General features: G+C 39.2%; 17 protein-coding genes and 1 tRNA gene. 11 read left to right on the top strand and 7 right to left on the bottom strand.

Annotated features, from left to right (window positions below):
- Window positions 1-62 precede the first annotated feature (62 nt).
- The 5 genes from P176_RS0107180 to dcm all read left to right on the top strand — a co-directional run bounded on the left by P176_RS0107180 (window position 63) and on the right by dcm (window position 4,771).
- Window positions 63-1,694, top strand: a complete 1,632-nt coding sequence (locus P176_RS0107180; protein ID WP_026754063.1) for an ABC-F family ATP-binding cassette domain-containing protein — start codon at window positions 63-65, stop codon at window positions 1,692-1,694.
- A gap of 184 nt (window positions 1,695-1,878) precedes the next feature.
- Complete coding sequence (locus tag P176_RS0107175; RefSeq protein ID WP_026754062.1) at window positions 1,879-2,409, top strand: lipocalin family protein; 531 nt, start codon at window positions 1,879-1,881, stop codon at window positions 2,407-2,409.
- 407 nt (window positions 2,410-2,816) lie between these two features.
- Window positions 2,817-3,056, top strand: a complete 240-nt coding sequence (locus P176_RS0107155; RefSeq protein WP_051605424.1) for a hypothetical protein — start codon at window positions 2,817-2,819, stop codon at window positions 3,054-3,056.
- Window positions 3,057-3,171: 115 nt separating this feature from the next.
- Window positions 3,172-3,363, top strand: a complete 192-nt coding sequence (locus tag P176_RS0107145; protein WP_156032968.1) for a hypothetical protein — start codon at window positions 3,172-3,174, stop codon at window positions 3,361-3,363.
- 163 nt (window positions 3,364-3,526) lie between these two features.
- Complete coding sequence (gene dcm / locus P176_RS0107140) at window positions 3,527-4,771, top strand: DNA (cytosine-5-)-methyltransferase (RefSeq protein ID WP_026754059.1); 1,245 nt, start codon at window positions 3,527-3,529, stop codon at window positions 4,769-4,771.
- Here the strand turns inward: dcm and P176_RS0107135 are convergent.
- Together P176_RS0107135 and polA are read right to left on the bottom strand one after the other, a co-directional pair.
- Window positions 4,744-5,508 carry an Eco47II family restriction endonuclease gene (locus P176_RS0107135; protein ID WP_026754058.1) on the bottom strand — a complete coding sequence of 255 codons (765 nt, stop codon included), beginning with the start codon at window positions 5,506-5,508 and terminating at the stop codon, window positions 4,744-4,746. The two genes, dcm and P176_RS0107135, sit on opposite strands and share 28 nt — an antisense overlap.
- Window positions 5,509-5,545: 37 nt before the next feature.
- Window positions 5,546-8,419, bottom strand: a complete 2,874-nt coding sequence (polA, locus tag P176_RS0107130) for a DNA polymerase I (RefSeq protein WP_026754057.1) — start codon at window positions 8,417-8,419, stop codon at window positions 5,546-5,548.
- Between the two features lie 134 nt (window positions 8,420-8,553).
- On the opposite strand from polA, the gene P176_RS0107125 reads away from it, so the two are divergent.
- On the top strand, window positions 8,554-9,483 hold the full coding sequence (locus P176_RS0107125; protein WP_026754056.1) for an isoaspartyl peptidase/L-asparaginase family protein: 930 nt from the start codon (window positions 8,554-8,556) through the stop codon (window positions 9,481-9,483).
- 579 nt (window positions 9,484-10,062) lie between these two features.
- Here P176_RS0107125 and P176_RS0107120 read toward each other — a convergent pair.
- Window positions 10,063-10,914: a cyanophycinase gene (locus P176_RS0107120; RefSeq protein WP_037348788.1), complete on the bottom strand. Its 852-nt coding sequence runs from the start codon at window positions 10,912-10,914 to the stop codon at window positions 10,063-10,065.
- 142 nt (window positions 10,915-11,056) lie between these two features.
- On the opposite strand from P176_RS0107120, the gene cphA reads away from it, so the two are divergent.
- Window positions 11,057-13,690 carry a cyanophycin synthetase gene (gene cphA, locus P176_RS0107115; RefSeq protein WP_026754054.1) on the top strand — a complete coding sequence of 878 codons (2,634 nt, stop codon included), beginning with the start codon at window positions 11,057-11,059 and terminating at the stop codon, window positions 13,688-13,690.
- Window positions 13,691-13,767: 77 nt separating this feature from the next.
- On the opposite strand, the gene P176_RS0107110 is transcribed toward cphA, so the two are convergent.
- Window positions 13,768-14,043, bottom strand: a complete 276-nt coding sequence (locus tag P176_RS0107110; RefSeq protein ID WP_026754053.1) for a hypothetical protein — start codon at window positions 14,041-14,043, stop codon at window positions 13,768-13,770.
- A gap of 172 nt (window positions 14,044-14,215) precedes the next feature.
- Between P176_RS0107110 and P176_RS0107105 the strand changes: the two genes are divergently transcribed.
- Entirely contained in the window at window positions 14,216-15,628 is a 1,413-nt protein-coding gene (locus P176_RS0107105) for an aldehyde dehydrogenase family protein (protein WP_026754052.1), read from the top strand.
- Window positions 15,629-15,647: 19 nt separating this feature from the next.
- Here P176_RS0107105 and P176_RS0107100 read toward each other — a convergent pair whose 3' ends face one another.
- Window positions 15,648-16,643, bottom strand: coding sequence for an isoaspartyl peptidase/L-asparaginase family protein (locus P176_RS0107100; protein WP_026754051.1), 996 nt, complete (start codon window positions 16,641-16,643; stop codon window positions 15,648-15,650).
- Between the two features lie 158 nt (window positions 16,644-16,801).
- Between P176_RS0107100 and P176_RS0107095 the strand changes: the two genes are divergently transcribed.
- Window positions 16,802-18,031 carry a metallophosphoesterase gene (locus P176_RS0107095; RefSeq protein WP_026754050.1) on the top strand — a complete coding sequence of 410 codons (1,230 nt, stop codon included), beginning with the start codon at window positions 16,802-16,804 and terminating at the stop codon, window positions 18,029-18,031.
- A gap of 54 nt (window positions 18,032-18,085) precedes the next feature.
- Window positions 18,086-18,382, top strand: a complete 297-nt coding sequence (locus P176_RS0107090; protein WP_026754049.1) for a co-chaperone YbbN — start codon at window positions 18,086-18,088, stop codon at window positions 18,380-18,382.
- Here the strand turns inward: P176_RS0107090 and P176_RS0107085 are convergent.
- Both P176_RS0107085 and P176_RS19115 read right to left on the bottom strand, forming a co-directional pair.
- Window positions 18,379-19,059, bottom strand: a complete 681-nt coding sequence (locus P176_RS0107085) for a polysaccharide deacetylase family protein (RefSeq protein ID WP_026754048.1) — start codon at window positions 19,057-19,059, stop codon at window positions 18,379-18,381. The two genes, P176_RS0107090 and P176_RS0107085, sit on opposite strands and share 4 nt — an antisense overlap.
- Window position 19,060: 1 nt before the next feature.
- Entirely contained in the window at window positions 19,061-22,417 is a 3,357-nt protein-coding gene (locus P176_RS19115) for a DUF2723 domain-containing protein (RefSeq protein WP_037348786.1), read from the bottom strand.
- A gap of 150 nt (window positions 22,418-22,567) precedes the next feature.
- Here P176_RS19115 and P176_RS0107075 point away from each other — a divergent pair.
- Window positions 22,568-22,640, top strand: a tRNA-Gln gene (locus P176_RS0107075).
- Window positions 22,641-22,792: the final 152 nt, after the last annotated feature.

Raw genomic sequence — 22,792 nt, 5'->3', positions numbered from 1 at the left:
CGACCATCAGGCTATCAATCTAAGGGAACTTTTATTAGTTTTGCCGCTGTAAAAAACACCTTATGATTTCAGTCGATAATTTAGCCGTAGAGTTTAGTGGACACACCCTTTTTAGTGACGTGTCCTTTACCATTAATGAGAACGATAAGATTGCCTTAATGGGTAAAAATGGCGCAGGAAAATCGACCATGATGAAAATTATTGCCGGCGTTCAAAGTGCCAGCCGTGGTCATGTAAGATGTCCCAAAGAGGCGGTGATCGCTTATTTGCCACAGCATCTGTTAACCGAAGATGATACTACGGTTTTTGACGAGGCCTCAAAGGCTTTTCGTCATGTGTATGCTATGCGTGATGAAATGGATGCGCTTAACAAACAGCTCGAAACACGAACCGATTACGAGTCTGACGCGTACATGAAGATCATTGAGCGTGTTTCAGATTTAGGTGAAAAATATTATGCCTTAGAAGATGTTAACTATGATGCCGAGGTAGAAAAAGCGCTGAAGGGTTTGGGCTTTAAACCAGACGATTTCAGCAGACAAACCAAGGAGTTTTCTGGCGGATGGCGCATGCGTATTGAACTCGCTAAAATCTTACTCCAAAAACCAGATTTAATTCTGTTAGATGAGCCTACCAATCACATTGATATCGAGTCGGTGATTTGGCTAGAGGATTTTTTGGTCAACAAGGCCAATGCCGTGGTGGTGATTTCTCATGATCGGGCTTTTATAGATCATATTACCAACCGTACCATAGAGGTCACCATGGGGCGTATTTATGATTATAAGGCCAACTATACCCATTACTTGCAATTGCGTCAAGACCGACGCGCCCATCAAGTTAAGGCTTACCAAGAGCAGCAAAAGTTTATTGCAGATAATATGGCCTTTATTGAGCGTTTTAAGGGCACTTACTCAAAAACCAACCAAGTGTCTTCCCGTGAGCGCATGCTTGAAAAATTAGAGATCATAGAAATTGACGACGTTGATACCTTGGCGTTAAAATTGCGTTTTCCACCCACCAACCGTTCGGGAGATTATCCAGTGACGGTTAAGGATGTTTCTAAAGCTTATGGCGATCATGTGGTGTTTAAAAATGCGAACATGTCTATTGCTAGAGGCGAAAAAGTGTGTTTTGTAGGAAGAAATGGCGAAGGTAAATCCACCATGATCAAAGCCATTTTAGGCGATATTGATGTTGAAGGCACCTGCAGTTTAGGGCATAATGTTAAGGTGGGCTATTTTGCACAAAACCAAGCTGCGTTGTTAGATGAAGACCTTACCATTTTTCAAACCGTGGATGAGGTGGCCAAAGGCGATGTGCGCACTCAAATTAAAAACATTCTTGGGCGTTTTATGTTTAAGGGCGATGATATTGATAAAAAAGTAAGTGTGCTGTCTGGTGGCGAAAAAACCAGATTGGCCATGGTGAAGCTGTTATTAGAACCTGTAAACCTGTTGATTCTCGATGAGCCCACCAATCACCTCGATTTAAAATCTAAAGACGTCTTAAAAGAAGCCTTACAAGATTTTGACGGTACGCTGGTATTGGTCTCTCACGACAGGGACTTTCTTCAAGGCTTGTCTAAAAAAGTGTTTGAGTTTAAAGACCAACGTGTGATTGAGCATTTTGAAACCATTGACGATTTCTTGGCCCGAAATCGGGTGGAGAGTTTGAAGGGGTTGGATTTGTAGATTGATGCTTTAAAGGATCATTTTTGAATCTTTTTTGATGTTACTTTTTTTCGTAGAAATGAGAACATTTATAGCTTTTAAGTAACTGAAAATCTTAGAAGATACACTCTTAAATATCTTTGATTTAAAACGTTGGTGCTTTCTGAAAATAAGATATATTTGCGCGAACTAAATCTCAAAAAATATGAAATTATCAAAATTACTTTTATTGTCAATCTTATGCGTAACCGTATTTTCTTGTTCATCAGATGATGATGACAATGACAGTGCAGTATCTGCAGTAGGTATATGGAAATTAACTGCCATCAATTTAGAAACCCCCTTCGATCTCAACATGGATGGTACAGCTTCAACAAATTTTATGGCGGAAACCGATTGTTATCAAAATGAAACCATTCTTTTTAATGCAGATGGAACAGGGTCATTCAACTATACCTCTTACGCTGAAATCGGAATTGAGCTCAATATGGATACCAACGAGGATCCTATTTATACAGTAGAATGTATAGACGAGATTGAGTTTGATACATTTAATTGGGTTCAAAACGGTAATCAAATCACTAATCCAGACGATAATGATCCTGATTCTAGTTTAACTATAAGTGGATCTCAAATTATTTTATTGCTACCAGGAGGTTTTTATGCTTCTAGTCCTGATGATGACTCTAGTGTTGAAGTCACTTCAGATATCACTTATATCTACACCAAACAATAAATAGTATCAGTTTATGATAGTTTAAAAAAGCCAAAACGTTTGTTTTGGTTTTTTTTTTTGCTTTAATCCCATGGCTTCGGGTTTTATGTGGTTGATTATAATGGAAGCGTTTGGATTAGTAAGACGAAGATTATCCAATCGCCAATTTAGCGGCATCTTTCCATAAATAATGAGGCATTGGTTCTTCTAGTTCCCAATTGATGCTCATTGGTTTTGAGCCATAATAGTCTTTCAAATTACCTTCGCCAATAAAAACGTATCCAAGGCTTTTTCCAAATTCGTTTTTTGCTTTTTCGCAACAGAGAAAACTATTTTATAATTCATTTATCAAATTAAATAACTGAAAATCAGAATTATGTGAATAAATCTAGTTATATTTATATGTAAATTTTTAATCAAAAAAGCACATGTATTCTAGTATTAGTGAACGTGAAAAATTAAGACATCCGTATTATCAAATCATGGAATTAAGTCCAGCAAAGCTTGAAGCTGAGTTAAACACTTGGACTCGATTAGAATTGATTGATTGGTTGTCATGGAATGATCGAAATGGTATTTATAGAGATGAAGAATCACTTAGTGAAATTGGTGTTATTTTAGATAAACCAGAAGCCATTACTATTATTATGAGGCAGATTTTAGAATAAGAAAATGCTACACGTTGTATGTTGACTGCCTTTGGTTTAGGTTCTATTTTTGTTAAAAACAATCATGTTATGAAACCAAGTAGAAGAGGGCAAATCGTAAAATTTCACACGCCGTATGAAGATGAAAATCCTGAACAGCTTTTATATTATTCTTGAATACATAGAAGACGGTTGTAGAAGAAGAGCAAAAATTCAAGCATTAAATGCAGGCTTTTGGCTTGCTTCAATTAGCATTGTCTTGGCTGAGGATTTAGAGGTGGATGATTTATTAACTAAACAAATAGTGCCTTATTTTGATGTTTTATAAATTCAAAGTAGAATGGATGAACAAGACATTAAAAGGCACGGGATAAATCCTTTGAAGAGTTCGAAAGAATCCGATTGGAATCATTCCTTTAAGTTTTGATAATATTTTGTAATTAATTAAAAAACTTTTTTAAATTTGTAACCCTTGTATAAGGTTGTATAGTATGGTTATAAAAGATTGTTATTCGCTTTCGGAAGCTGCAGAGCTATTAGGTAAAAGTAAAGAAACTTTGAGAAGATGGGATAAGGAAGGTAAACTTCCTGCCTTCAGAGAACCTATAAGCGAATATCGTATATATAAAAAAGATGATATTAATAATCTTTTAAAACCTTTGTTTGACGACCTTGACGAGGTAGTAGATAATTATGAAAAGCCACTAAAAGAATATAAGGTTCTCGAATTATTTGCAGGAGCAGGCGGTTTAGCGATTGGACTTGAAAAGGCAGGAGTAAAGTGTGCTGCTTTAAATGAAATTGATAGATGGGCTTGCCAAACTCTTCGAGAGAATAGACCAAGTTGGAATGTTTTAGAAGGCGATATAAAGTCTTTTAATTTTGAAGAATTTAATGGCGAAGTTGATATAGTTACTGGTGGTTTTCCTTGCCAAGCTTTTAGTTACGCTGGAAAAAAATTAGGGTTAGAAGATGCTAGAGGCACTTTGTTTTATGAATTTGCTCGTGCTGTTAAAGAGGTTAATCCGCCTATATGCATCGGTGAAAACGTAAAGGGTTTACTATCTCATGAAAAAGGCGATACATTGAAAGGCATGATTTCCATTCTTGATGAAATTGGCTATAATGTCATGCCTGTAAAGGTATTGAAAGCAGTTAATTATAAGGTTCCACAGAAACGAGAGCGATTGATTTTAGTTGGAGTAAGAAAAGATATAGATGTCAGATATGAATATCCTAAACCATACCAAACAATTTATAATTTGTCTGATGCTCTAAAGAAAGGAAAACTATATAAATCCAATGTACCTAAATCGGAAGGCTCAAAATATCCCCAGCACAAAAAGGAAGTTCTTGATTTAGTGCCTCCAAAAGGCTATTGGAGAGATTTGCCTTTAGAGTTACAAAAAGAGTATATGGGTAAAAGTTTTTACTTAGGAGGTGGCAAAACAGGTATGGCAAGGCGTATTGGTTGGGATGAACCAAGTTTAACATTAACATGTAGCCCTGCTCAAAAACAAACGGAAAGATGCCATCCAGATGAAACAAGGCCTTTTACTGTTCGTGAATATGCACGTATACAAACATTTCCTGATGAATGGAATTTTGCTGGATCAGTATCCCAACAGTATAAGCAAATAGGAAATGCCGTTCCTTGTAATTTAGGTAAGGAAATAGGTTATTCTATTGTGAAGTTTTTAAATAATTATTATTGTAGTCTATTGAATCCTAAATAATAGCTATAATTTTCAAAAGTTATTTCGTTTAAAATAGAACGTTTGCTTTCACTCGCACTTTCAGTAATTTCTTTCAAGGCCGAATCTTTATTCCCTTTATTATCTTCTTTAGTATCAATAAAATCATTGATTACTTTTGGCAAGATAGAATATAATTCAAAAAAAGCTTTTTCATTTCCCGTTACTAATTGGTAGAATTGATCTCCAGATATTTTATATACTCTACTATGACTATACTCTTTGCCATTTATATCACCTAACCATTTTTCACAAAAACTTCCTTTAGCTAAAATTTGAACCCAATAGCACTTTGCCTGTTTATAACGATCTGCATAAGTGGCTAATTTTTGAAAAAGACTTTCAGCAGAGCTACTATTCATTGTATTGTGCTTATTCTTAATATCGGCGAATAAAGTGTCATCCTTTGCTTTAATATCAAATCCGCTAAATTTACCTATTTCATAACCCTCAACTACCCCAAGTACTTCTTCATGAAATGTACCAATGGAGTTATTGATGGATTTATCGATCTGGCGATTAATTTCGGTCTTAATTAAGGTTTGTTCATCTAAATCATTGAATTTAGAGTCAAAAGTTAATTTAAATGTATCGATTTTGTTTTTGTAAAATTTAGTTTTACTAATATTAGCTTTAGCCTTTTGATATGAATTATATAAATTTTCAACACAGAACAAAAGATGTTCGTCAGATATATAATCCAAGTATTTATTTGCCATAAATTAATTTTTTTGTTACAATATAACGAAATGATTCCTAATGCGCTTCCAACCAATCATCACCAACGCCAACTTCAACATCCAAAGGAACGCTCATTTTAAAAGCACCTTCCATCTCAGTTTTGATTAGAGTTTTCATTTCTTCCAATTCAGGCTTGTACACATCAAATACCAATTCATCATGCACTTGTAAGAGCATTTTGGTTTTAAAGTTTCCGTCGTGTAATTTGTTATAAATATTGATCATCGCCAACTTAATAATGTCGGCCGCGCTCCCTTGAATGGGCGCATTTACCGCATTACGCTCTGCCGCACCACGTACCACAGCATTACGAGAATTGATGTCTTTTAAATACCGACGGCGCCCCAAAACGGTTTGCACGTAACCATTATCTCGGGCAAAGTCAACTTGCTTGCCCATATAGGCTTTCAGTTTAGGGTAGGTCTCGTAATAAGTGTCTATCAACTCCTTGGATTCGGCACGGGATAAATCGGTTTGGTTGCTCAACCCAAAGGCAGAAACTCCATAAATGATCCCAAAGTTGACGGTTTTGGCATTGCTACGTTGTGCTCTAGAGACCTCTTCGATTGGCACGTTAAATACTTTTGAAGCGGTAGAGGCATGAATGTCCTCCCCGTTTTTAAAGGCTTCCATCATGGTTTCCTCTTCACTCAAGGCTGCAATAATACGCAGTTCTATTTGTGAATAATCGGCAGCAAGTAAGATGTAATCGTCGTTTCTTGGTACAAAAGCCTTACGCACCTGCCTGCCGCGTTCTGTACGTATCGGGATGTTCTGTAAGTTAGGATTGTTGCTGCTCAACCTGCCAGTAGCGGCAACGGTTTGCATATAATCGGTATGCACTCTGCCGGTACTCTCTTCTACTTGGGTGGGCAGGGCATCTACATAGGTACTCTTTAATTTGGCGAGCCCGCGATAGTCTAACACATTTTGAATAATGTCATGATCTTTGGCCAAATAGCTCAACACATCTTCGGCAGTAGAATATTGACCGGTTTTGGTCTTTTTGGGCTTGTCTACCAGTTTTAATTTTTCAAAAAGAATCACGCCCAATTGTTTGGGTGAGGCAATGTTAAATTCTTCGCCAGCGGCCTCGTAAATCTGCTGTTCTAAATTTGCAATATCAGTATTGAGCGCTTCAGAAAGGGAGTCAAGAAATTTGGTATCTAAATTAATACCTTCCAATTCCATAGCCGCCAAAACCCGAAGTAGTGGCACCTCAATATCATCAAATAAGGTTTGGGTATTGGCATCGCCCAGTTCTTTTTCAAAATGCTTTTTGAGTTGTAGTGTGATGTCAGCATCTTCAACGCCGTATTCGGTTTGCTGTTCTAAAGGCACGTCACGCATTGAGAGTTGGTTCTTGCCTTTTTTGCCAATCAATTCGGTAATGGAAATTGGGGTATAGTTTAAATAAGTTTCAGCCAGCACCTCCATATTGTGTCGCATATCTGGATTGATGAGGTAGTGCGCCAACATGGTGTCAAACAATTTCCCCTTGACCTCAATCTGGTACTTGGCCAATACTTTAATATCGTACTTGAGATTTTGGCCTATTTTCTCGATAGACTCACTTTCAAAAAAGGGTCTTAAGATTTCAATGAGCTCTTGGGCTTTTTCTTTTTCCTTCGGAAATGGGACGTAAAAGCCTTTGCCGGCCTCCCATGAAAAGGCAATCCCAACCAGCTCTGCGGTTAATGGGTTTAAGCCGGTAGTTTCGGTGTCAAAACACACAGAGGTTTGAGACATCAGGGTCTTCACAAATAAGGTGGTGGCCATTCCAGGCGCTACACTTTGGTAAAAATGAGAAACCGTGGCAGCTGTTTGTCGGCCGTCTTGGTTGGTGGCTTGACTTTGGTTTGCCGAGGAAGGCGCATCACTGGGCGACCCACCAAATAAACTGAATTGTCCTGCGCCAGCTTCCGAAATCGTGCTTTCCGAAGCATTCGATGTTTGTGCTTTGGCTGAAGTGGAAGCGCCATTGTTTTGGGCGGCATCCTCTTGAGGCGCAAAGGTTTTTATAAAGTTGTCTAGCAAACGTCTAAACTCCAGCTCCTGAAAGATGTCTTTTACCTTTTCGATATCGGGTTCAGATAGTTCAAAGTCTTCAGCGTTAAAGGTTACGGGAACATCCAACATGATGGTGGCCAACTGTTTTGACAGTAAGCCCAGCTCATTATTGGCCTCAATTTTTTCTTTCATTTTGCCTTTAAGCTGGTCGGTATTGGCCAAAAGCCCTTCCATAGAACCAAATTGCTTAATGAATTTTTTAGCGGTCTTTTCACCCACACCAGGAAGTCCTGGGATATTATCAGAGGCATCACCCATCATCCCCAAAAAGTCGATAACCTGCTCTGGACGCTCAACTTCAAATTTTTTCTGAACCTCAGGGATGCCCCAAGTTTCGTAGCCGCCACCAAACGATTTTGGACGGTACATAAAGATATTTTCGGTCACCAATTGGGCAAAATCCTTGTCTGGGGTGACCATAAAGGTTTTATAGCCTTCTTTTTCTGCTTGTCGAGAAAGTGTGCCAATCACATCATCGGCCTCATAACCTTCTTTTACCATAATGGGAATGTGCATGGCCTCAAGAATCTCACAAATATGAGGAATGGCGGTTTTAATGCCCTCAGGCGTTTCGTCTCTGTTGGCCTTGTATTCTTCGTACATTTCTACTCGGTCTACACTGCCGCCTTTATCAAAACATACTGCCAAATGGTCTGGGCGCTCACGTTTGATAACATCTAAAAGCGAATTCATAAACCCCATAATGGCTGAGGTATCTTGGCCCTTGGAGTTGATTCTTGGATTTTTTATAAAAGCATAGTAGCCTCGGAAAATGAGCGCATAGGCATCAACTAGAAAAAGGCGTTTTTGATCTGACATTTGTATACATTTTGAAGTTTATAAAACTACGAAAAATTGGATAGACCCAAACCGTTTTAAAGCCCTAAACTTGGTCTGTGAAAGTTCAATTTTTTAGACACATCGCTTATCTTTGCAGCAGAAATTAATTAGCTATGAATACATTTTCTATCGCCATTCACGGCGGAGCAGGTACTTTGGTCAAAGGGATGATGACGCCAGAACTAGAGGCCAAATATAGAGCCGCATTAAAAAGCGCCTTAACTACAGGGTATGAGCTTCTTGAGCAGGGAGGCACGGCCGTTGATGCCGTTGAGCGAGCTGTTCAAATCTTAGAGGATTCGCCTTTATTTAACGCAGGAAAAGGAGCCGTTTTTACCGCTACCGAAACTCATGAAATGGACGCCAGTATCATGGATGGTAAGACGTTGAATGCAGGCGCAGTGAGTTTAATTACAGGTATAAAAAACCCCGTAAGTTTGGCTCGTGATGTTATGGAAAAGAGCGAGCACGTATTTTTAGCTGGTGAAGGAGCCATGGCTTTTGCCAAAGATTTGAACTATGCCTTAGAAGACACATCTTATTTTTATGATGAACTGCGTCACCAACAGTGGTTAGATTTAAAAGACACCGATACCTTTCAATTAGATCATTCTACAAAAAAGGACTCAAAATTTGGGACGGTTGGCGCTGTGGCCTGTGATAAAGACGGGAATATTGCGGCAGCCACTTCTACCGGTGGGATGACCAATAAAAAATGGGGACGTGTAGGCGATAGCCCGATGATTGGTGCAGGCAACTATGCTCATAATAAAACCTGTGCGATTAGTTGTACGGGTAGTGGCGAGTTTTTTATTCGAGGCGTGGTGGCTTACGATGTGGCTTGCTTAATAGAACACAAACAGATGAGCTTGGAGGCTGCTGCCAAAGAAGTGATTCATACCCGAGTTGCAGAAATAGGTGGCGACGGCGGTTTAATTGCTGTAGACGCCAAAGGTAATATTGCCATGCCCTTTAATACGGAAGGCATGTACCGTGCCTCTAGATCTTCAGAAGGCACAGAAACCATTGCTATTTATAAATAGAAGGGCTTGTAAAAGCTAGACAAAGAGGGATGTCATTGGTAGGGCCTCTACCTTTTTCTTTTTTATGTCGAAACGGTTTCCGTTAGACAAAATGTGCGTTCTTAAACCAACTATAGACATTGGGGGTACCCCCTCATGCAAGATGGCATGGTGGTTTCTTAATTCTTTGCTCCAATATACATTTATTCAAAAGTTTTAGATTGAAGTGAACATTAGATGTTACTTGCCCAAATGAAGTCATTTTTGAATTGTATAGCATCGTTATAGAAGGAAAAAATGACAAAAAGTGGATGAAAAAGGCCAATTTTTAGCCAATCGAAAAAGTTTAAACGAAATCATATTTGAAACGGGTCAGTTGTGTTGGCGCAAATCGTTAAAAATCATAAATCGGTACTCCCTAGATACTCACTAGATAGTCCGTAGGTAATCCATGGATGAGCCGAAATAGGATATGAACTAATTTAGGACAATTTTAAAATAAAAGAATCCAGCTAATTGCGCCATAAAATATAGCGCAATTAGCGAGTTATACCATAAGGAATAATAGGATGTAAGCGTTTTAATCCTTTTAATTTGGAGCTAGACAAAGGGGGATGTCATTGGTAGGACCTCTACCTTTTTCTTTTTTATGTTGAAACGGTCTCCGTTAGACAAAATGTGAGTTCTCAAACCAACTAGAGACATGGGTGTGCCCTCATTTAAGATGGCATGGTTATTATGCCGAATGCGTCTCCCGTCAAAAACAATCACCATTCCAGACCCAATCACTTCAAACCAATTGTTCTTAATGATTAATCCGGTGTCTTCGGCAAGTCCTAGTCCTATTAATTCTGGAAACTGAGCAACCGCTTCGGTAATTCTGCCAAAACGCCCGCGTTGTATAAAATGGGTGTCAATGATCAATTCTGGAATTAAGGACAAGCCTTTATGCATGCGTACAGCGCCTTTGAGAAAGGCCTCTTTGGCACTTCCGCCCGTAATCATTTCTTCGGCCATCACCATGGCACCAGCACTTGTACCGGCGATTACAAACTTTTCAGTGTTGTACTTTTTCAGAAGTAACTCGTGAAATTTTGTGCCTCTAATTTTCCGACTTATTTTAGATTGATCACCACCAGAAAACATCACACAATCGGCAGCTTCTAAAAGCTCTAAATGTTCTGGAGCATCGGTTTCTTTAGGGTTGTTGGTTTGTATAACTGTAACGTCAGTACAACCTAAAGTGTCAAAAGCGGTGAGGTAATTATCACCAACTTCAACAGGGATACTGGATGCTGCAGGCAAGACCAAAATCTTGGCGTTAACGCCTCCGCTTTCTACCACCACATGATGCAAGATGCCTTCTTTGACATAATCCAGGGTGTAGGAGTCGTCGTCTGTAAGTCCCTTATCTTCATTTCCGCCAATAGGAATAAGCGTTCCTTTTATCATTTCATCAATTTTAATAAGCCAAAATTAGATATGTTGTAAATAGTGGCAATACGGCTGCAAAAATAAGCTTATTTGGTCAAATTATTTTATATTTATGACTATTCAAAAAAGAAACGTAACTCACCTTATAACTGAAAACTACATGAAAATACGGGAAATCAATGCAATGAGAGGTCCAAACTATTGGTCTGTAAGACGCCATAAATTAATAGTGATGGTTCTAGATCTAGAAAAGATGGAAGAGTATCCTTCCAATGAAATTCCCGGATTTTCAGAACGACTTCAAAAGATGTTTCCCACAATGTATTCACACCGTTGCTCTGTAGGTACTGCCGGCGGTTTTTTTGAGCGGGTAGAAGAAGGTACTTGGATGGGGCATATTGTAGAGCATATCGCTTTAGAAATCCAAACCTTAGCTGGCATGGATACTGGATTTGGCAGAACGCGAGGCTATGGAGAGAAAGGCGTGTACAACGTGGTATTTTCATATGAAGAAGAAAGCGTAGGGCGATACGCCGCTAAAATGGCAGTTGATATTTGCGAAGCCTTGATTGCTGCAGAAGAGTACGATATGGATAACGACATCCAGCACATGCGTGAACTTCGTGAAAAGGAGCGCTTGGGCCCAAGTACTGGTTCTATAGTTGAAGAAGCCCAATCACGAGGCATTCCTTGGATTCGTCTTAATAAATACTCTTTGGTACAATTAGGATACGGTGCCAATCAAAAACGAATACAAGCCACAGTTACCAGTGATACCAGTAGTATTGGTGTGGAGTTGGCCTGCGATAAAGAGGATACTAAATATTTACTGGAACAAGCTGAGGTTGCCGTGCCCCGTGGCGACATTATTAGTAGAGAAAGTAGTTTAGAGGCCTCATGTAAATATGTGGGCTATCCGTTGGTTATGAAACCCATTGATGGTAACCATGGACGCGGTATTACTGTAGATATTCAGAATTACGAAGATGCTTTGGTTGCATTTCATGCCGCTAAAGCAGTGTCGAGACGTGTTATTGTAGAAAAATATATTACTGGGGAAGACCACCGACTTTTAGTGATTAACCATAAACTCGTTGCGGCTGCAAAACGAACACCGGCCCATGTGGTTGGTAATGGCAAATCAACGGTTAACGAGCTGATTCTTGAGGTCAATAAAGACCCGAGACGTGGGTATGGCCATGAGAATGTGTTGACACAAATTAGTGTCAATGATTTGACCAAAACCATTATAAAAGATGCGGGGTATACGCTAGACAGTGTCTTGCCAGAAGGCGAACGATTGCTGTTAAAAGATACCGCCAACCTGAGTACAGGAGGTACGGCAGAAGATATTACAGATATTGTTCACCCTGCAAACGTCTCTATGGCAGAGCGCATCTCAAAAATTATAGATTTAGATATCTGTGGGATTGATATCATGACCAATGATATTACCTTACCACTCTCTGAAACTGGAGGCGCAGTGCTCGAGGTCAATGCGGGACCAGGATTTAGAATGCACTTGGCACCAACCACAGGATTGCCGAGAAATGTTGCGGCACCAGTTATAGATAAGCTCTTTCCTAATTATGGCGAAACAGGACGTATTCCTATAGTAGCGATTACCGGCACTAACGGAAAAACCACCACCTCAAGATTAGTTGCCCACATGGCCAAAATGAAAGGCTATCGGGTGGGGTACACCACGAGTGACGGGGTTTACATCCAAAACCGATTATTGATGACGGGAGATTGCACCGGACCAACAAGTGCAGAATTTGTACTAAGAGATCCCACCGTAAATTTTGCCGTTTTAGAATGTGCTCGAGGCGGCTTGTTAAGAGCAGGTCTTGGATTTAAAAAATGTGATGTCGCCATTGTTACCAACATTGCTGCCGATCACTTGGGGCTTAAAGGCATCCATACCATTGAGCAATTGGCAAAAGTAAAAGGCGTTGTCCCAGAAACCGTATTGCCCGATGGCTACGCGATTCTTAATGCCGATGACGATTTGGTGTATGATATGAGACGCAATCTTAATTGTAATATTGCTTTGTTTTCTATGGATGAGCATCACCCAAGAATCAAGGCCATGCAACGCTTAAACGGAATTACAGCAGTGTACGAAAATGGGTATGTTACCATTTGCAGAGGCGAATGGAAGATGCGCATCATGAGTGCCGAAAATATACCATTAACCTATGGTGGTAAAGCGCCATTTATGATTCAGAATGTATTGGCAGCTATTCTTGCGGCTCATGTGCAAGGCATCAGCATTGAGGATATGAAAGCAGGTTTAGAAACCTTTATTCCCTCAGCTTCCCAAACACCAGGACGCTTAAATTTATTTGAGTTTAAAAACTTCTCCATTCTGTTGGATTATGCCCATAATCCTGCGGGCATGCGCGCGCTTCAAAAATTTACAGATGCATTGGATGCCACGGTAAAAGTGGGAATCATTGCAGGTATTGGCGATCGTAGGGTAGAAGATAATAATGAGATGGGAAGTATTGCTGCGGAAATGTTTGATGAAATCATTATTCGTCAAGACAAGCAATTGAGAGGGAAGACTGAGGATGAATTGATCAAGATGTTGAGAGATGGCATCCTTATGAAAGACCCAAATAAAAAGACCACAGTGATCCCTTCTGAAAAAGAAGCCATTACCCATGCAGTTAAAACGGCTACAAAAGGATCGTTGATCATTCTTTGTAGTGATGTGATCCCTGATGCTCTAGACTTGGTGAAGAAATTTAAGGAGTTGGAGGCAAAAGGAGAATTGGTATTTGAATAAACCTTGAAAAGAGCCCATAAAAAAATCCGAAAGTATCAACTTTCGGATTTTTTTATTTATGAGTTTTGTGTCTTAGACTAGCAAAGTTTTACTTCCTTCACTTTAATCTGTAAACTTTTTCTGTAAGCTTTAATGCTAATGATCTCAGAACTCTTTTTACGATTGATTTTCAAAAGTTGAGATTTTGCAGTTGAATTTGAATCAGCCTTTAACGTCATGCTTTTAGCTTCAGAAGTGGTTTCTTTAATGTCTTTTTCCACAGAAATCTCAGTTGCAGCAGTTGTTGTTTCTACTTGAGCAAAAGTGATAAGTGGTAAAGAAATAAATGCTAAAATTAAGATTGCTTTTTTCATGATATACTGTGTGCTTAGATTCAAACTCATTACAAAGAAAGAGAACATGTTGGCTGAAAATGAATATATTAGTTAAACCGATTATATTTTGGCTGTTCTGAAAGCCGACGCCAAAAACATCGATGAAATACACAAATAAGGCTCGCAGCCCAATAAACACGTTGACGTTTAAATGAAAGATTATACAGATAACATGCACGCGGCACTTTTTGAGTCGCAGAAATCAAATCAGTTTAAGGTGGGGAATACATCCTATAAAGCACGTGTCAAAAAGTTAAATGCTTTAAAGAAGGCCTTAGAAGTTGATTTTAAACAGGAGATTCGGGAAGCGCTCTATAAAGACTTTAGAAAACCACATTTAGAAACAGACCTTACAGAGATCTATCCCGTTATAGATGAGATCAAATTTGTAAAGGGCCAATTAAAATCTTGGTTAGGTCGGCAAAAGGTCGATACACCAATAGCGCTTTTGGGGAGCTCCTCTTGGATCAAGAATGAGCCTAAAGGGGTGTGCCTCATCATATCCCCATGGAATTTTCCCATCAACCTAACATTAGGTCCATTGGTGTCAGCTATTGCTGCAGGCAATACCGTCATCATAAAACCTAGCGAAATGACGCCCAATGCGTCAAACGTCATGTCAAAAATGATCACTGCTATTTTTAATACCGATGAGGTGGCTTTGGTGCAAGGGGAAGTTGAGACGTCTACAGAGTTGCTCAAGCTTCCTTTTAATCATATATTTTTCACAGGATCACCACAAGTAGGAAAGATTGTAATGAAAGCGGCCTCAAAACATCTGAGCTCGGTAACTTTAGAGTTAGGCGGTAAGTCTCCGGTTATTGTCGATGATACTGCAGATATAGCTCGTGCGGTAAAACGAATTATCTTCGGAAAGTTTGTCAATTGCGGACAAACCTGCATTGCGCCAGATTATGTTTTTGTACACCAATCGGTTAAAGATACTTTTCTGAAAACGTTTAAGGAGTCACTCACGGAACACTATGGCTCTAATCCATCAACTTCTGAATCTTACGCCCGAATTGTGAATCAAAAACACTTTAAAAGGCTGTCGGGCTATTTAGATGATGCGAAGGTTAGAAACCTAGAGATTGTTCATGGCGGAGCTTCCGAAGAAAAACAGAATTACATCGAGCCCACATTGGTTCTAGATCCCACCGATGACAGTGACCTCATGCAGAATGAGATTTTTGGACCTATTCTGCCCATAAAAAGCTTTTCGAAATTAGAGGATGTGGCCTCTTATATTAATGAACGAGAAAAACCTTTGGCCTTATACATGTTTAGTAAGCATAAAAAGAATGTGCAATTTATGATCAATAATACGAGGGCAGGCGGGACATGCATCAATCACAATTTATTGCAATACCTTAATCACAACTTGCCTTTTGGGGGAAGCAATCATAGCGGGATTGGAAAATCGCACGGTTATTTTGGGTTTTTGGAATTTACCAATCAGCGCTCCATTTTAAAACAGCACACTTTTGGCGCTGTTGATTTATTAACGCCGCCTTACACGTCTTTTAAACAGAAGTTGGTGGACTTGACCTTAAAATGGTTTTAATGTTTTAGGAGATCGTTATCTAATCTTTGATATAAGACTGGGAAGCGGTCTCTGTATTTTCGCCATCTTTATAGGTCATGTAACTGAATCCCTTATGAATGCAATAAGAACCCACTTCGCCAGCCTTGTTCATGGCGATATAGGCAATTTGAAAGTCTTTATAGCCCTTGTTCTTTTTTACAATGCGCTCTACCGCCTCCTTACAGGCTTGTTGAGGAGACATGCCATTTCGCATCAGTTCTACAATAAGGAAACTGCCTACGGTTTTCATGACCTCTTCTCCTAGGCCTGTAGCTGCAGCACCGCCAATCTCATTGTCTATAAAAAGACCAGAACCAATAATGGGCGAGTCGCCAATACGGCCCTTCATTTTATAGGACAAACCAGAAGTAGAACAGGCGCCAGCAATATCGCCATCTTCATCCATACACAGCATCCCAATGGTATCGTGATTTTCAATATTGATAATGGGTTTGTATTCTGGCGATTTTTTCCAAGCCTCAAAAGCTTCTATGGAACTTGGAGTTAACAGTTCTTCTTTTTTAAAACCTTGCTGGTATCCAAATTCTTCGGCACCTTTCCCCGAGAGCATCACATGTGGTGTTTCGGTCATGACCTTTTTTGCCAATGCAGCAACGTTGGTAATATGCTCTACACAAACCACGGCGCCACAATCGCCATTACTATCCATCACACAAGCATCTAAGGTCACGTTACCTTCACGGTCTGGTGTGCCGCCTTTACCCACGGTAGTGTTTTTTAAGTTGTTTTCTTCCACCTCGGCGCCAATAACTGCAGCATCCAGAGCCTTTGCGCCTTTTGATAGCGCTTCACCTGCCATTGCGGTTGCATTTTTAAATGCCCAAGTGCAAATGGCAATGGGTTTCTTTTTTTGTGATATGGTCATGTTGTTTTTTGTGGTCTCGGAGGTTTCGGCAAAAGTAAATAGAGAGGGGACTATAGACATCCCCAAGCTAGAAATAGAAACCCTTTTTAAAAAATGTCTTCGCTTCATTTTGAATACATCATTTTAATGATGGCTTTTGTATCAAGGCCCATCAAGAACGTAATTTCTGGAAAAGATACTAAATCTTAACGTTGCGTTAAATAATTTTTGATAAATCACTTCTCTTTTGTAAAACGATTATATTTGATTGAACTGCAAACAGACCTATGCTTCGCTGGATTCTATTTATCATTATTTACATTCTTTTTACCGTTTATGGATTTCAAGCCATAAAAACCATTTTCAAGATGTCATGGATTCATTATGTGTATCTGGGCGTCGCACTTATTGTTCTAGGTAATTTTATTTATCAATTCAATACAGGTTCAGAAGGACGAGTTTTGGATCCTGCAAAAAGCTATGCTTTTGGGTTTTTGATCGCTTTTTTATCGATTAGTTTTATTTTGATTCCCATATTGTTCTTAGAAGATATTGTTAGAACCCTTACGGGACTTTACCATAAAGTAGTGGGTGGTAAGGAGACGTTTCATGTGCCTTCTAGGCGGAAATTTGTAAGTGCTATTGCGCTTGGTCTCGCGGCTATTCCCTTCACCTCTTTGCTTTATGGCATGTATAAAGGGAAATACCGTTTTAGGGTTTTAGAGTATACCTTACATTTTGAGGATTTACCAGAAGCCTTTGATGGCTATAAGGTGACACAAATTAGCGACATTCATTCTGGTAGTTTTGACAATCGGGAAAAAATTAAATATGGAGTGGACTTGATCAAGTCGCAAAACAGTGATATTATTTTGTTTACTGGCGATATGGTTAATAATAAGTCTTCGGAAATGTTACCATGGGCAGACATGTTTGGTGAATTAAAAGCTAAGGATGGGGTTTATAGTGTTTTAGGAAATCACGATTACGGCGATTATATCGATTGGTCATCTGCTGATGCAAAAGCACAAAATTTGGCAGATTTGGTACAATTGCAAAAAACGATGGGCTATGATTTATTGCTCAACGAAAACCGATTTATAGAACGGGATGGGCAGCGCATTGCTTTAATAGGTGTAGAAAATTGGGGCAAAGGCGGCTTTAAAAAGGCTGGTGATCTTCAAAAGGCAAAGCGAGGCGTCAATGCCGATGATTTTAAGATCCTAATGTCTCATGATCCCAGCCATTGGGAAGCTGAGGTGTTAAAGGACGATTACCACTATCATTTAACTTTGAGTGGCCATACCCACGGGATGCAATTTGGTATTGAAATTCCTGGTTGGATCAAGTGGAGCCCTGTAAAATGGCGCTACAAACAATGGGCGGGAATTTATGAACAATTGGGCCAATATATTAATGTTAATCGAGGTTTTGGATATTTAGGATACCCTGGTCGTGTTGGGATTTGGCCTGAAGTAACCGTGATCACTCTTAAAAAGGGCACAAATAATGCTTAATAGAGTGGAAATGTTATCTTTGTATATACATATCTGATTTAAAAGTTTAAACGTATGTCAAAATTTGGGGAACTCATCGATGTTGATATGCCAGTTCTATTGGATTTCTTTACCGAATGGAACGAACAATCTACAGCCATGCATCCGGTAATGCGAGATGTAGCCGCCGCTCTTGGTGATAAGGCAAAAGTTATAAAAATTGATGTTGACAAGAATAAAGAACTTGCCGAAGCACTTCGGGTTAAGGGGTTGCCCACATTAATTATCTACAAAAATGGTGAAATGAAATGGCGTTATAGCGGAGAGCAAGATGCTAATACACTTATCGCCATCGTACAAGAATATATTTAAGATTTTATTATTGACGGCATTGTTGGAGGCAGCCCTTTAAAAACAAAGCCTTCATTGCTAAAATAGTCTAACACTTTAGGAAGTGCATATTGCATATTTCTAGAGGCTTTTACGCTATCGTGAAAGACTACAATGCTTCCCGCAACACTATTTTGTATAACATTCTTCAAACACTGATCTTCGGAAACGCTGTGATCCCAATCAAAAGACAGTACATCCCACATGATGATTTTGTAATTTAGAGCAATGAGTTGTTTCCCTTGGCTGCGCTTAATTTGTCCGTAGGGTGGGCGAAAGAGCTTTGAGTCACTGCTAGAAGTCGTCGTCATTTGTGCTTGCATAAATGCCTGTTCCGCTTTCTCAACGCCTTTTAAATACGCTTGGGTACTTGTTTTCCAACCTTTAAAATGCTCTTGCGTATGGTTGCCAATGCTGTGACCTGCTGCTATAGTCTTTTTAAATAGATCTGGGTGCTTTTCTACATTGTTACCAATACAAAAAAAGGTGGCCTTTGCATGATACTCAGCAAGTTGCTCCAATACAAAATCGGTAACTTTTGGCGTAGGGCCATCATCAAAAGTAAGGTAAAGCTCCTTTTGGTCCGTGGCAACGCTCCACACATAATTTGGAAAGATGCGTTTGGCGAGCCACGGAGTTTTTACAGGAGCAATTTTCAAGTTACTCGTTTAGTTTAAGCAAATTGTCTATGGTGTCACTCTGCAAGTCTCGCTCTTCTAAAACAGGCTCAACGTCTTCCGTTTCACTGCTGGAGAAATGCTTGAATAACTCAAGATAGTTATTGAACTTGGCCGTTTCTTTCATAGCAAAGTCTTGATCTTTATAAATGACCAATAGATCTACTAAACTGCGGTAGCGTTCAATATCGGTTACAATTTCATCAATATAACGGGTTTGGTTTTCAATGGTAAGCCCGCTCCAATACGTCAAGTTCTCTTGATACTTACGAGCAACCTCTTTATAGAGATTACGTGCTTTCTCTTTGTTGCCTACTTCGTAGTAGCCACCAATATAAGGTTCTAGCAGCGTATAAAAGCCAAACTTATCTACAGGCATTTTTTCCATGGCCAAGTCGGCAATGTTTTCTGCCTTTTCTAATTGGTTTTCATTGATAAGGTCTTCCAATAATCTGGCTAGATTTCCACGATAGGTAATTCCGTTTTTACGAGTTTCCACATCATGATAAATCTTATCGCTACCACTATTTCCCCAATCCCATGCCATGACTTGATCATACATCAAATCAGTATCTACGCGGCCCATATTAAAAGGGTTTGCACGATCTACAGGCGTTCTTATAGGAACTAATTTATAGCATAAACCATCCAACTGCAGATAGTCTTTCATCCAAATATAATCGTCATCACTAAAGGCACCTCCCGTAAAATAGATAGGGCGCTTCCAGTTGTTATTGGCAATCACGTCGAGCATCAATAAACGGTTTTTGTAAAGTGCACCACCAGAAATATTAATATCAATATAAGGGACAATCTTATCGGCATCTTTTTCTTTTACGATACCATTCTCTAAAACGGCTTGCTTATCTACAGGAACTCTTACATGAGTTGTTGGTAGATAATTAGAGTTTAAGAGTTGCGCAGGATAGCCAGAAGGATCCTCTCCTTGAGCCTTTAAGGCATATTTTAATTTATATTTTGGATCATCACTAGAAATAAAGTTCATAAAATCCTTGATCAAAAAGGTATCTCTTGTGATTTCGTTCTTCATAATGTAGTCCCTGGTTCCAAAGCGGTATTGCTCATGCGTCAATTGGGACGGAATAGGATCGCTTTCATAAGCTTGACGCTTCATTTGATCAATGTACCAATCGGTTTGGAAAAGACTGGTATTTACCACACGCACATCGGTTCTTACGCCTTCAATTTCTTGCAGATACCATAATGGAAAACTGTCATTATCCCCAATACTAAAGAGAATGGCATTTGGAGCACAAGATTCTAAATATTTACGCGCCATGGCTTGTGCGGTATATTTTTCTGAACGGTCGTGGTCATCCCAATTATTGGCGGCCAGGATGCCAGGAACCAAAATCAAACAGACTAAAGTGACTGCTGGTGCTATAAATGTCGAGTTGGAGAATTTCCGAAGGGCATTATAAATAGCATACACTCCAAAACCAATCCAGATGGCAAATACATAAAACGAACCAACTACAGAGTAATCCCGTTCTCTAGGCTCAAATGGTCTTACGTTGGTGTAAAACTGAATGGCCAGACCTGTAAATAAAAAGAAGACCAACATGACCCAAAATAATTTTGGATCTCTACCCATTAAGAACAAAAAGCCAATTAATCCCAAAATTAACGGTAAAAAATAATAGGTGTTTCGGGCTTTATTGTTTTCAACATCACTAGGGAGATTATCTTGAGACATCCCTAAATGCATATCGTCTATAAAGCCAATACCGCTAATCCAATTTCCGTGGAGATCATCGTATTTACCTTGAATATCATCTTGTCTGCCTGTAAAATTCCACATAAAGTAACGCCAGTACATATAGCCCAACTGGTAGTCAAACATATAATAGAGGTTGTCACCAATAGACGGTTTTTCAACATCAAGAAGATCGCGGCCAAACTGTTTTAGGAAGCTGTTGTAATCTTCATAATCGACATTGCCTTTAGAGACGTCTGCCCTAAACTCATTGACCAAAGTTCTAACTTCATTTTCCATTTGATATTCAGGCTTGATTTTAAAATCAAGTAGCCCTGTAAACATCATATAATTTTCAGCATGCTCTGTACTCCACATACGAGGTAGAATAGAAGCGTGTTTGGAGTTGTAATTTTGTTTGGCGTTTTTCCACTGGTTAACGATGATGTATTCTCCAGTAGTTTCATCCTTCTCATATTTTGGTTTATCATCTAAGTAAGGATTGTTTTTATCCAAGCCCGAATATTGATCGGTAAACAAGGGGCCGTAAAACAGGTGTGTTTCCGGATATTGCTCTAAGTTGTAATAGGCAAGTAACTCTCTGGCACTTGACGGATTATTTTCATTAATAATCACGTTGGCATTTGCTCTTATAGGCAGCATGATCCAAGAAGAGAACCCAATAAATATAAAGATCAAGCAGAGCGTGAGCGTATTGGCATATTTGTAGCCTTTGTCACGGGTATATTTTAGACCGAAATAGAACGCAGCCACTACAGCAATTCCTGCAATGATAGATCCTGAATTAAAGGGTAACCCAATGGTGTTGACAAAGAAAATTTCCGAAGCACTAAATAATCGCAGTGCGTTTGGCAGTAATAATTTAAAGATGAAAAGTAATATGGCTGCCGCAACTACGTTGGCGATGATGAAGTTTTTAACGGTAACCGTCTTGTAGTTCTTGAAGAAATAGATAAGTCCCAGTGCGGGAATGGTTAGTAATCCCATAAAGTGGACCCCAAATGATAAACCAATGACAAAAGCAATTAAAATAAGCCACTTATGACCTCTAGGTTTAAACATATCGCGTTCCCAACGTAGCCCTAAATAAAATAAAATGGCCATGATTAAAGTAGCCATGGCATACACTTCGGTCTCCACAGCGTTGAACCAAAAGGAATCTGTAAAGGTGAACGCCAAACTTCCTACCAAAGCACCACCAAGGATGCCCATATATTGATTTTTTGAAAGTGGGGTTTTTCTATGATCATCAAAACCATCTTTATTTGGTTGGCCTGCAACTGCTATTTTTCTAAGCAGAATGCTGATGGTCCAAAACATAAATAATATGGTAAATGCACTTGCTACGGCACTCATCATGTTCAACATCATCCCAATTTGGGCGGGTTCTAGTGCAAACATCGAGAAAAAAGCACCAAGCATTTGAAATAAAGGTGCGCCCGGTGGGTGCCCAACTTGAAGTTTAGAGGAGGTTAAAATGTACTCACCTGCATCCCAAAAACTAACTGTTGGTTCTATAGTAAGAGCATAGGTCAATAGCGCAACAGCAAAAGCAAACCACCCCAAGATGGTATTCCATTTCTTGAAGTTGAAATGTGTCATAAAGAAAGTCTATTTGATGCGGGCGAATTTACTAATAAATATCACAAACGCTTAAGTTTTTAAGTAAACGTTAAGTAATTTGAATTTTTTTACAACAAATTATTTGTGCAAATAAAACTTTGTATTAAATTTGCACTCTCTTAAGAGTATTGGCCTATGGTGTAACTGGTAACACGTTGGTTTTTGGTACCAAAGAGTCTAGGTTCGAGACCTAGTGGGCCAACTGAAAGAGAAAATCCTGATTGCTAACGCAATCGGGATTTTTTTTGCCTTTTATTTCTGAATCTTAATTCGATATCAATAAATCATCAACAAAACAATTGCGTTTTTTGGTTCGATACTTCTAAGCATGGCAAGGCTTTACATTAGATTAAC

The sequence above is a fragment of the Sediminibacter sp. Hel_I_10 genome, from assembly GCF_000688335.1.
In the GTDB taxonomy this organism is placed as follows: Bacteria; Bacteroidota; Bacteroidia; order Flavobacteriales; family Flavobacteriaceae; genus Psychroserpens.
This window is presented reverse-complemented; position numbering and strand designations above follow the sequence as displayed.

Excerpts from the sequence above, each read along its gene's own strand:
- P176_RS0107120 (WP_037348788.1), bottom strand. The coding sequence starts at position 10,914 with ATGATAAAAGGAACGCTTATTCCTATTGGCGGAAATGAAGATAAGGGA.
- P176_RS0107145 (WP_156032968.1), top strand. The coding sequence starts at position 3,172 with ATGAAGATGAAAATCCTGAACAGCTTTTATATTATTCTTGAATACATA.
- P176_RS0107110 (WP_026754053.1), bottom strand. The coding sequence starts at position 14,043 with ATGAAAAAAGCAATCTTAATTTTAGCATTTATTTCTTTACCACTTATC.
- P176_RS19115 (WP_037348786.1), bottom strand. The coding sequence starts at position 22,417 with ATGACACATTTCAACTTCAAGAAATGGAATACCATCTTGGGGTGGTTT.
- cphA (WP_026754054.1), top strand. The coding sequence starts at position 11,057 with ATGAAAATACGGGAAATCAATGCAATGAGAGGTCCAAACTATTGGTCT.
- polA (WP_026754057.1), bottom strand. The coding sequence starts at position 8,419 with ATGTCAGATCAAAAACGCCTTTTTCTAGTTGATGCCTATGCGCTCATT.
- P176_RS0107100 (WP_026754051.1), bottom strand. The coding sequence starts at position 16,643 with ATGAAGCGAAGACATTTTTTAAAAAGGGTTTCTATTTCTAGCTTGGGG.
- P176_RS0107175 (WP_026754062.1), top strand. The coding sequence starts at position 1,879 with ATGAAATTATCAAAATTACTTTTATTGTCAATCTTATGCGTAACCGTA.
- P176_RS0107155 (WP_051605424.1), top strand. The coding sequence starts at position 2,817 with ATGTATTCTAGTATTAGTGAACGTGAAAAATTAAGACATCCGTATTAT.
- P176_RS0107180 (WP_026754063.1), top strand. The coding sequence starts at position 63 with ATGATTTCAGTCGATAATTTAGCCGTAGAGTTTAGTGGACACACCCTT.
- P176_RS0107125 (WP_026754056.1), top strand. The coding sequence starts at position 8,554 with ATGAATACATTTTCTATCGCCATTCACGGCGGAGCAGGTACTTTGGTC.
- dcm (WP_026754059.1), top strand. The coding sequence starts at position 3,527 with ATGGTTATAAAAGATTGTTATTCGCTTTCGGAAGCTGCAGAGCTATTA.
- P176_RS0107095 (WP_026754050.1), top strand. The coding sequence starts at position 16,802 with ATGCTTCGCTGGATTCTATTTATCATTATTTACATTCTTTTTACCGTT.
- P176_RS0107090 (WP_026754049.1), top strand. The coding sequence starts at position 18,086 with ATGTCAAAATTTGGGGAACTCATCGATGTTGATATGCCAGTTCTATTG.
- P176_RS0107135 (WP_026754058.1), bottom strand. The coding sequence starts at position 5,508 with ATGGCAAATAAATACTTGGATTATATATCTGACGAACATCTTTTGTTC.
- P176_RS0107105 (WP_026754052.1), top strand. The coding sequence starts at position 14,216 with ATGAAAGATTATACAGATAACATGCACGCGGCACTTTTTGAGTCGCAG.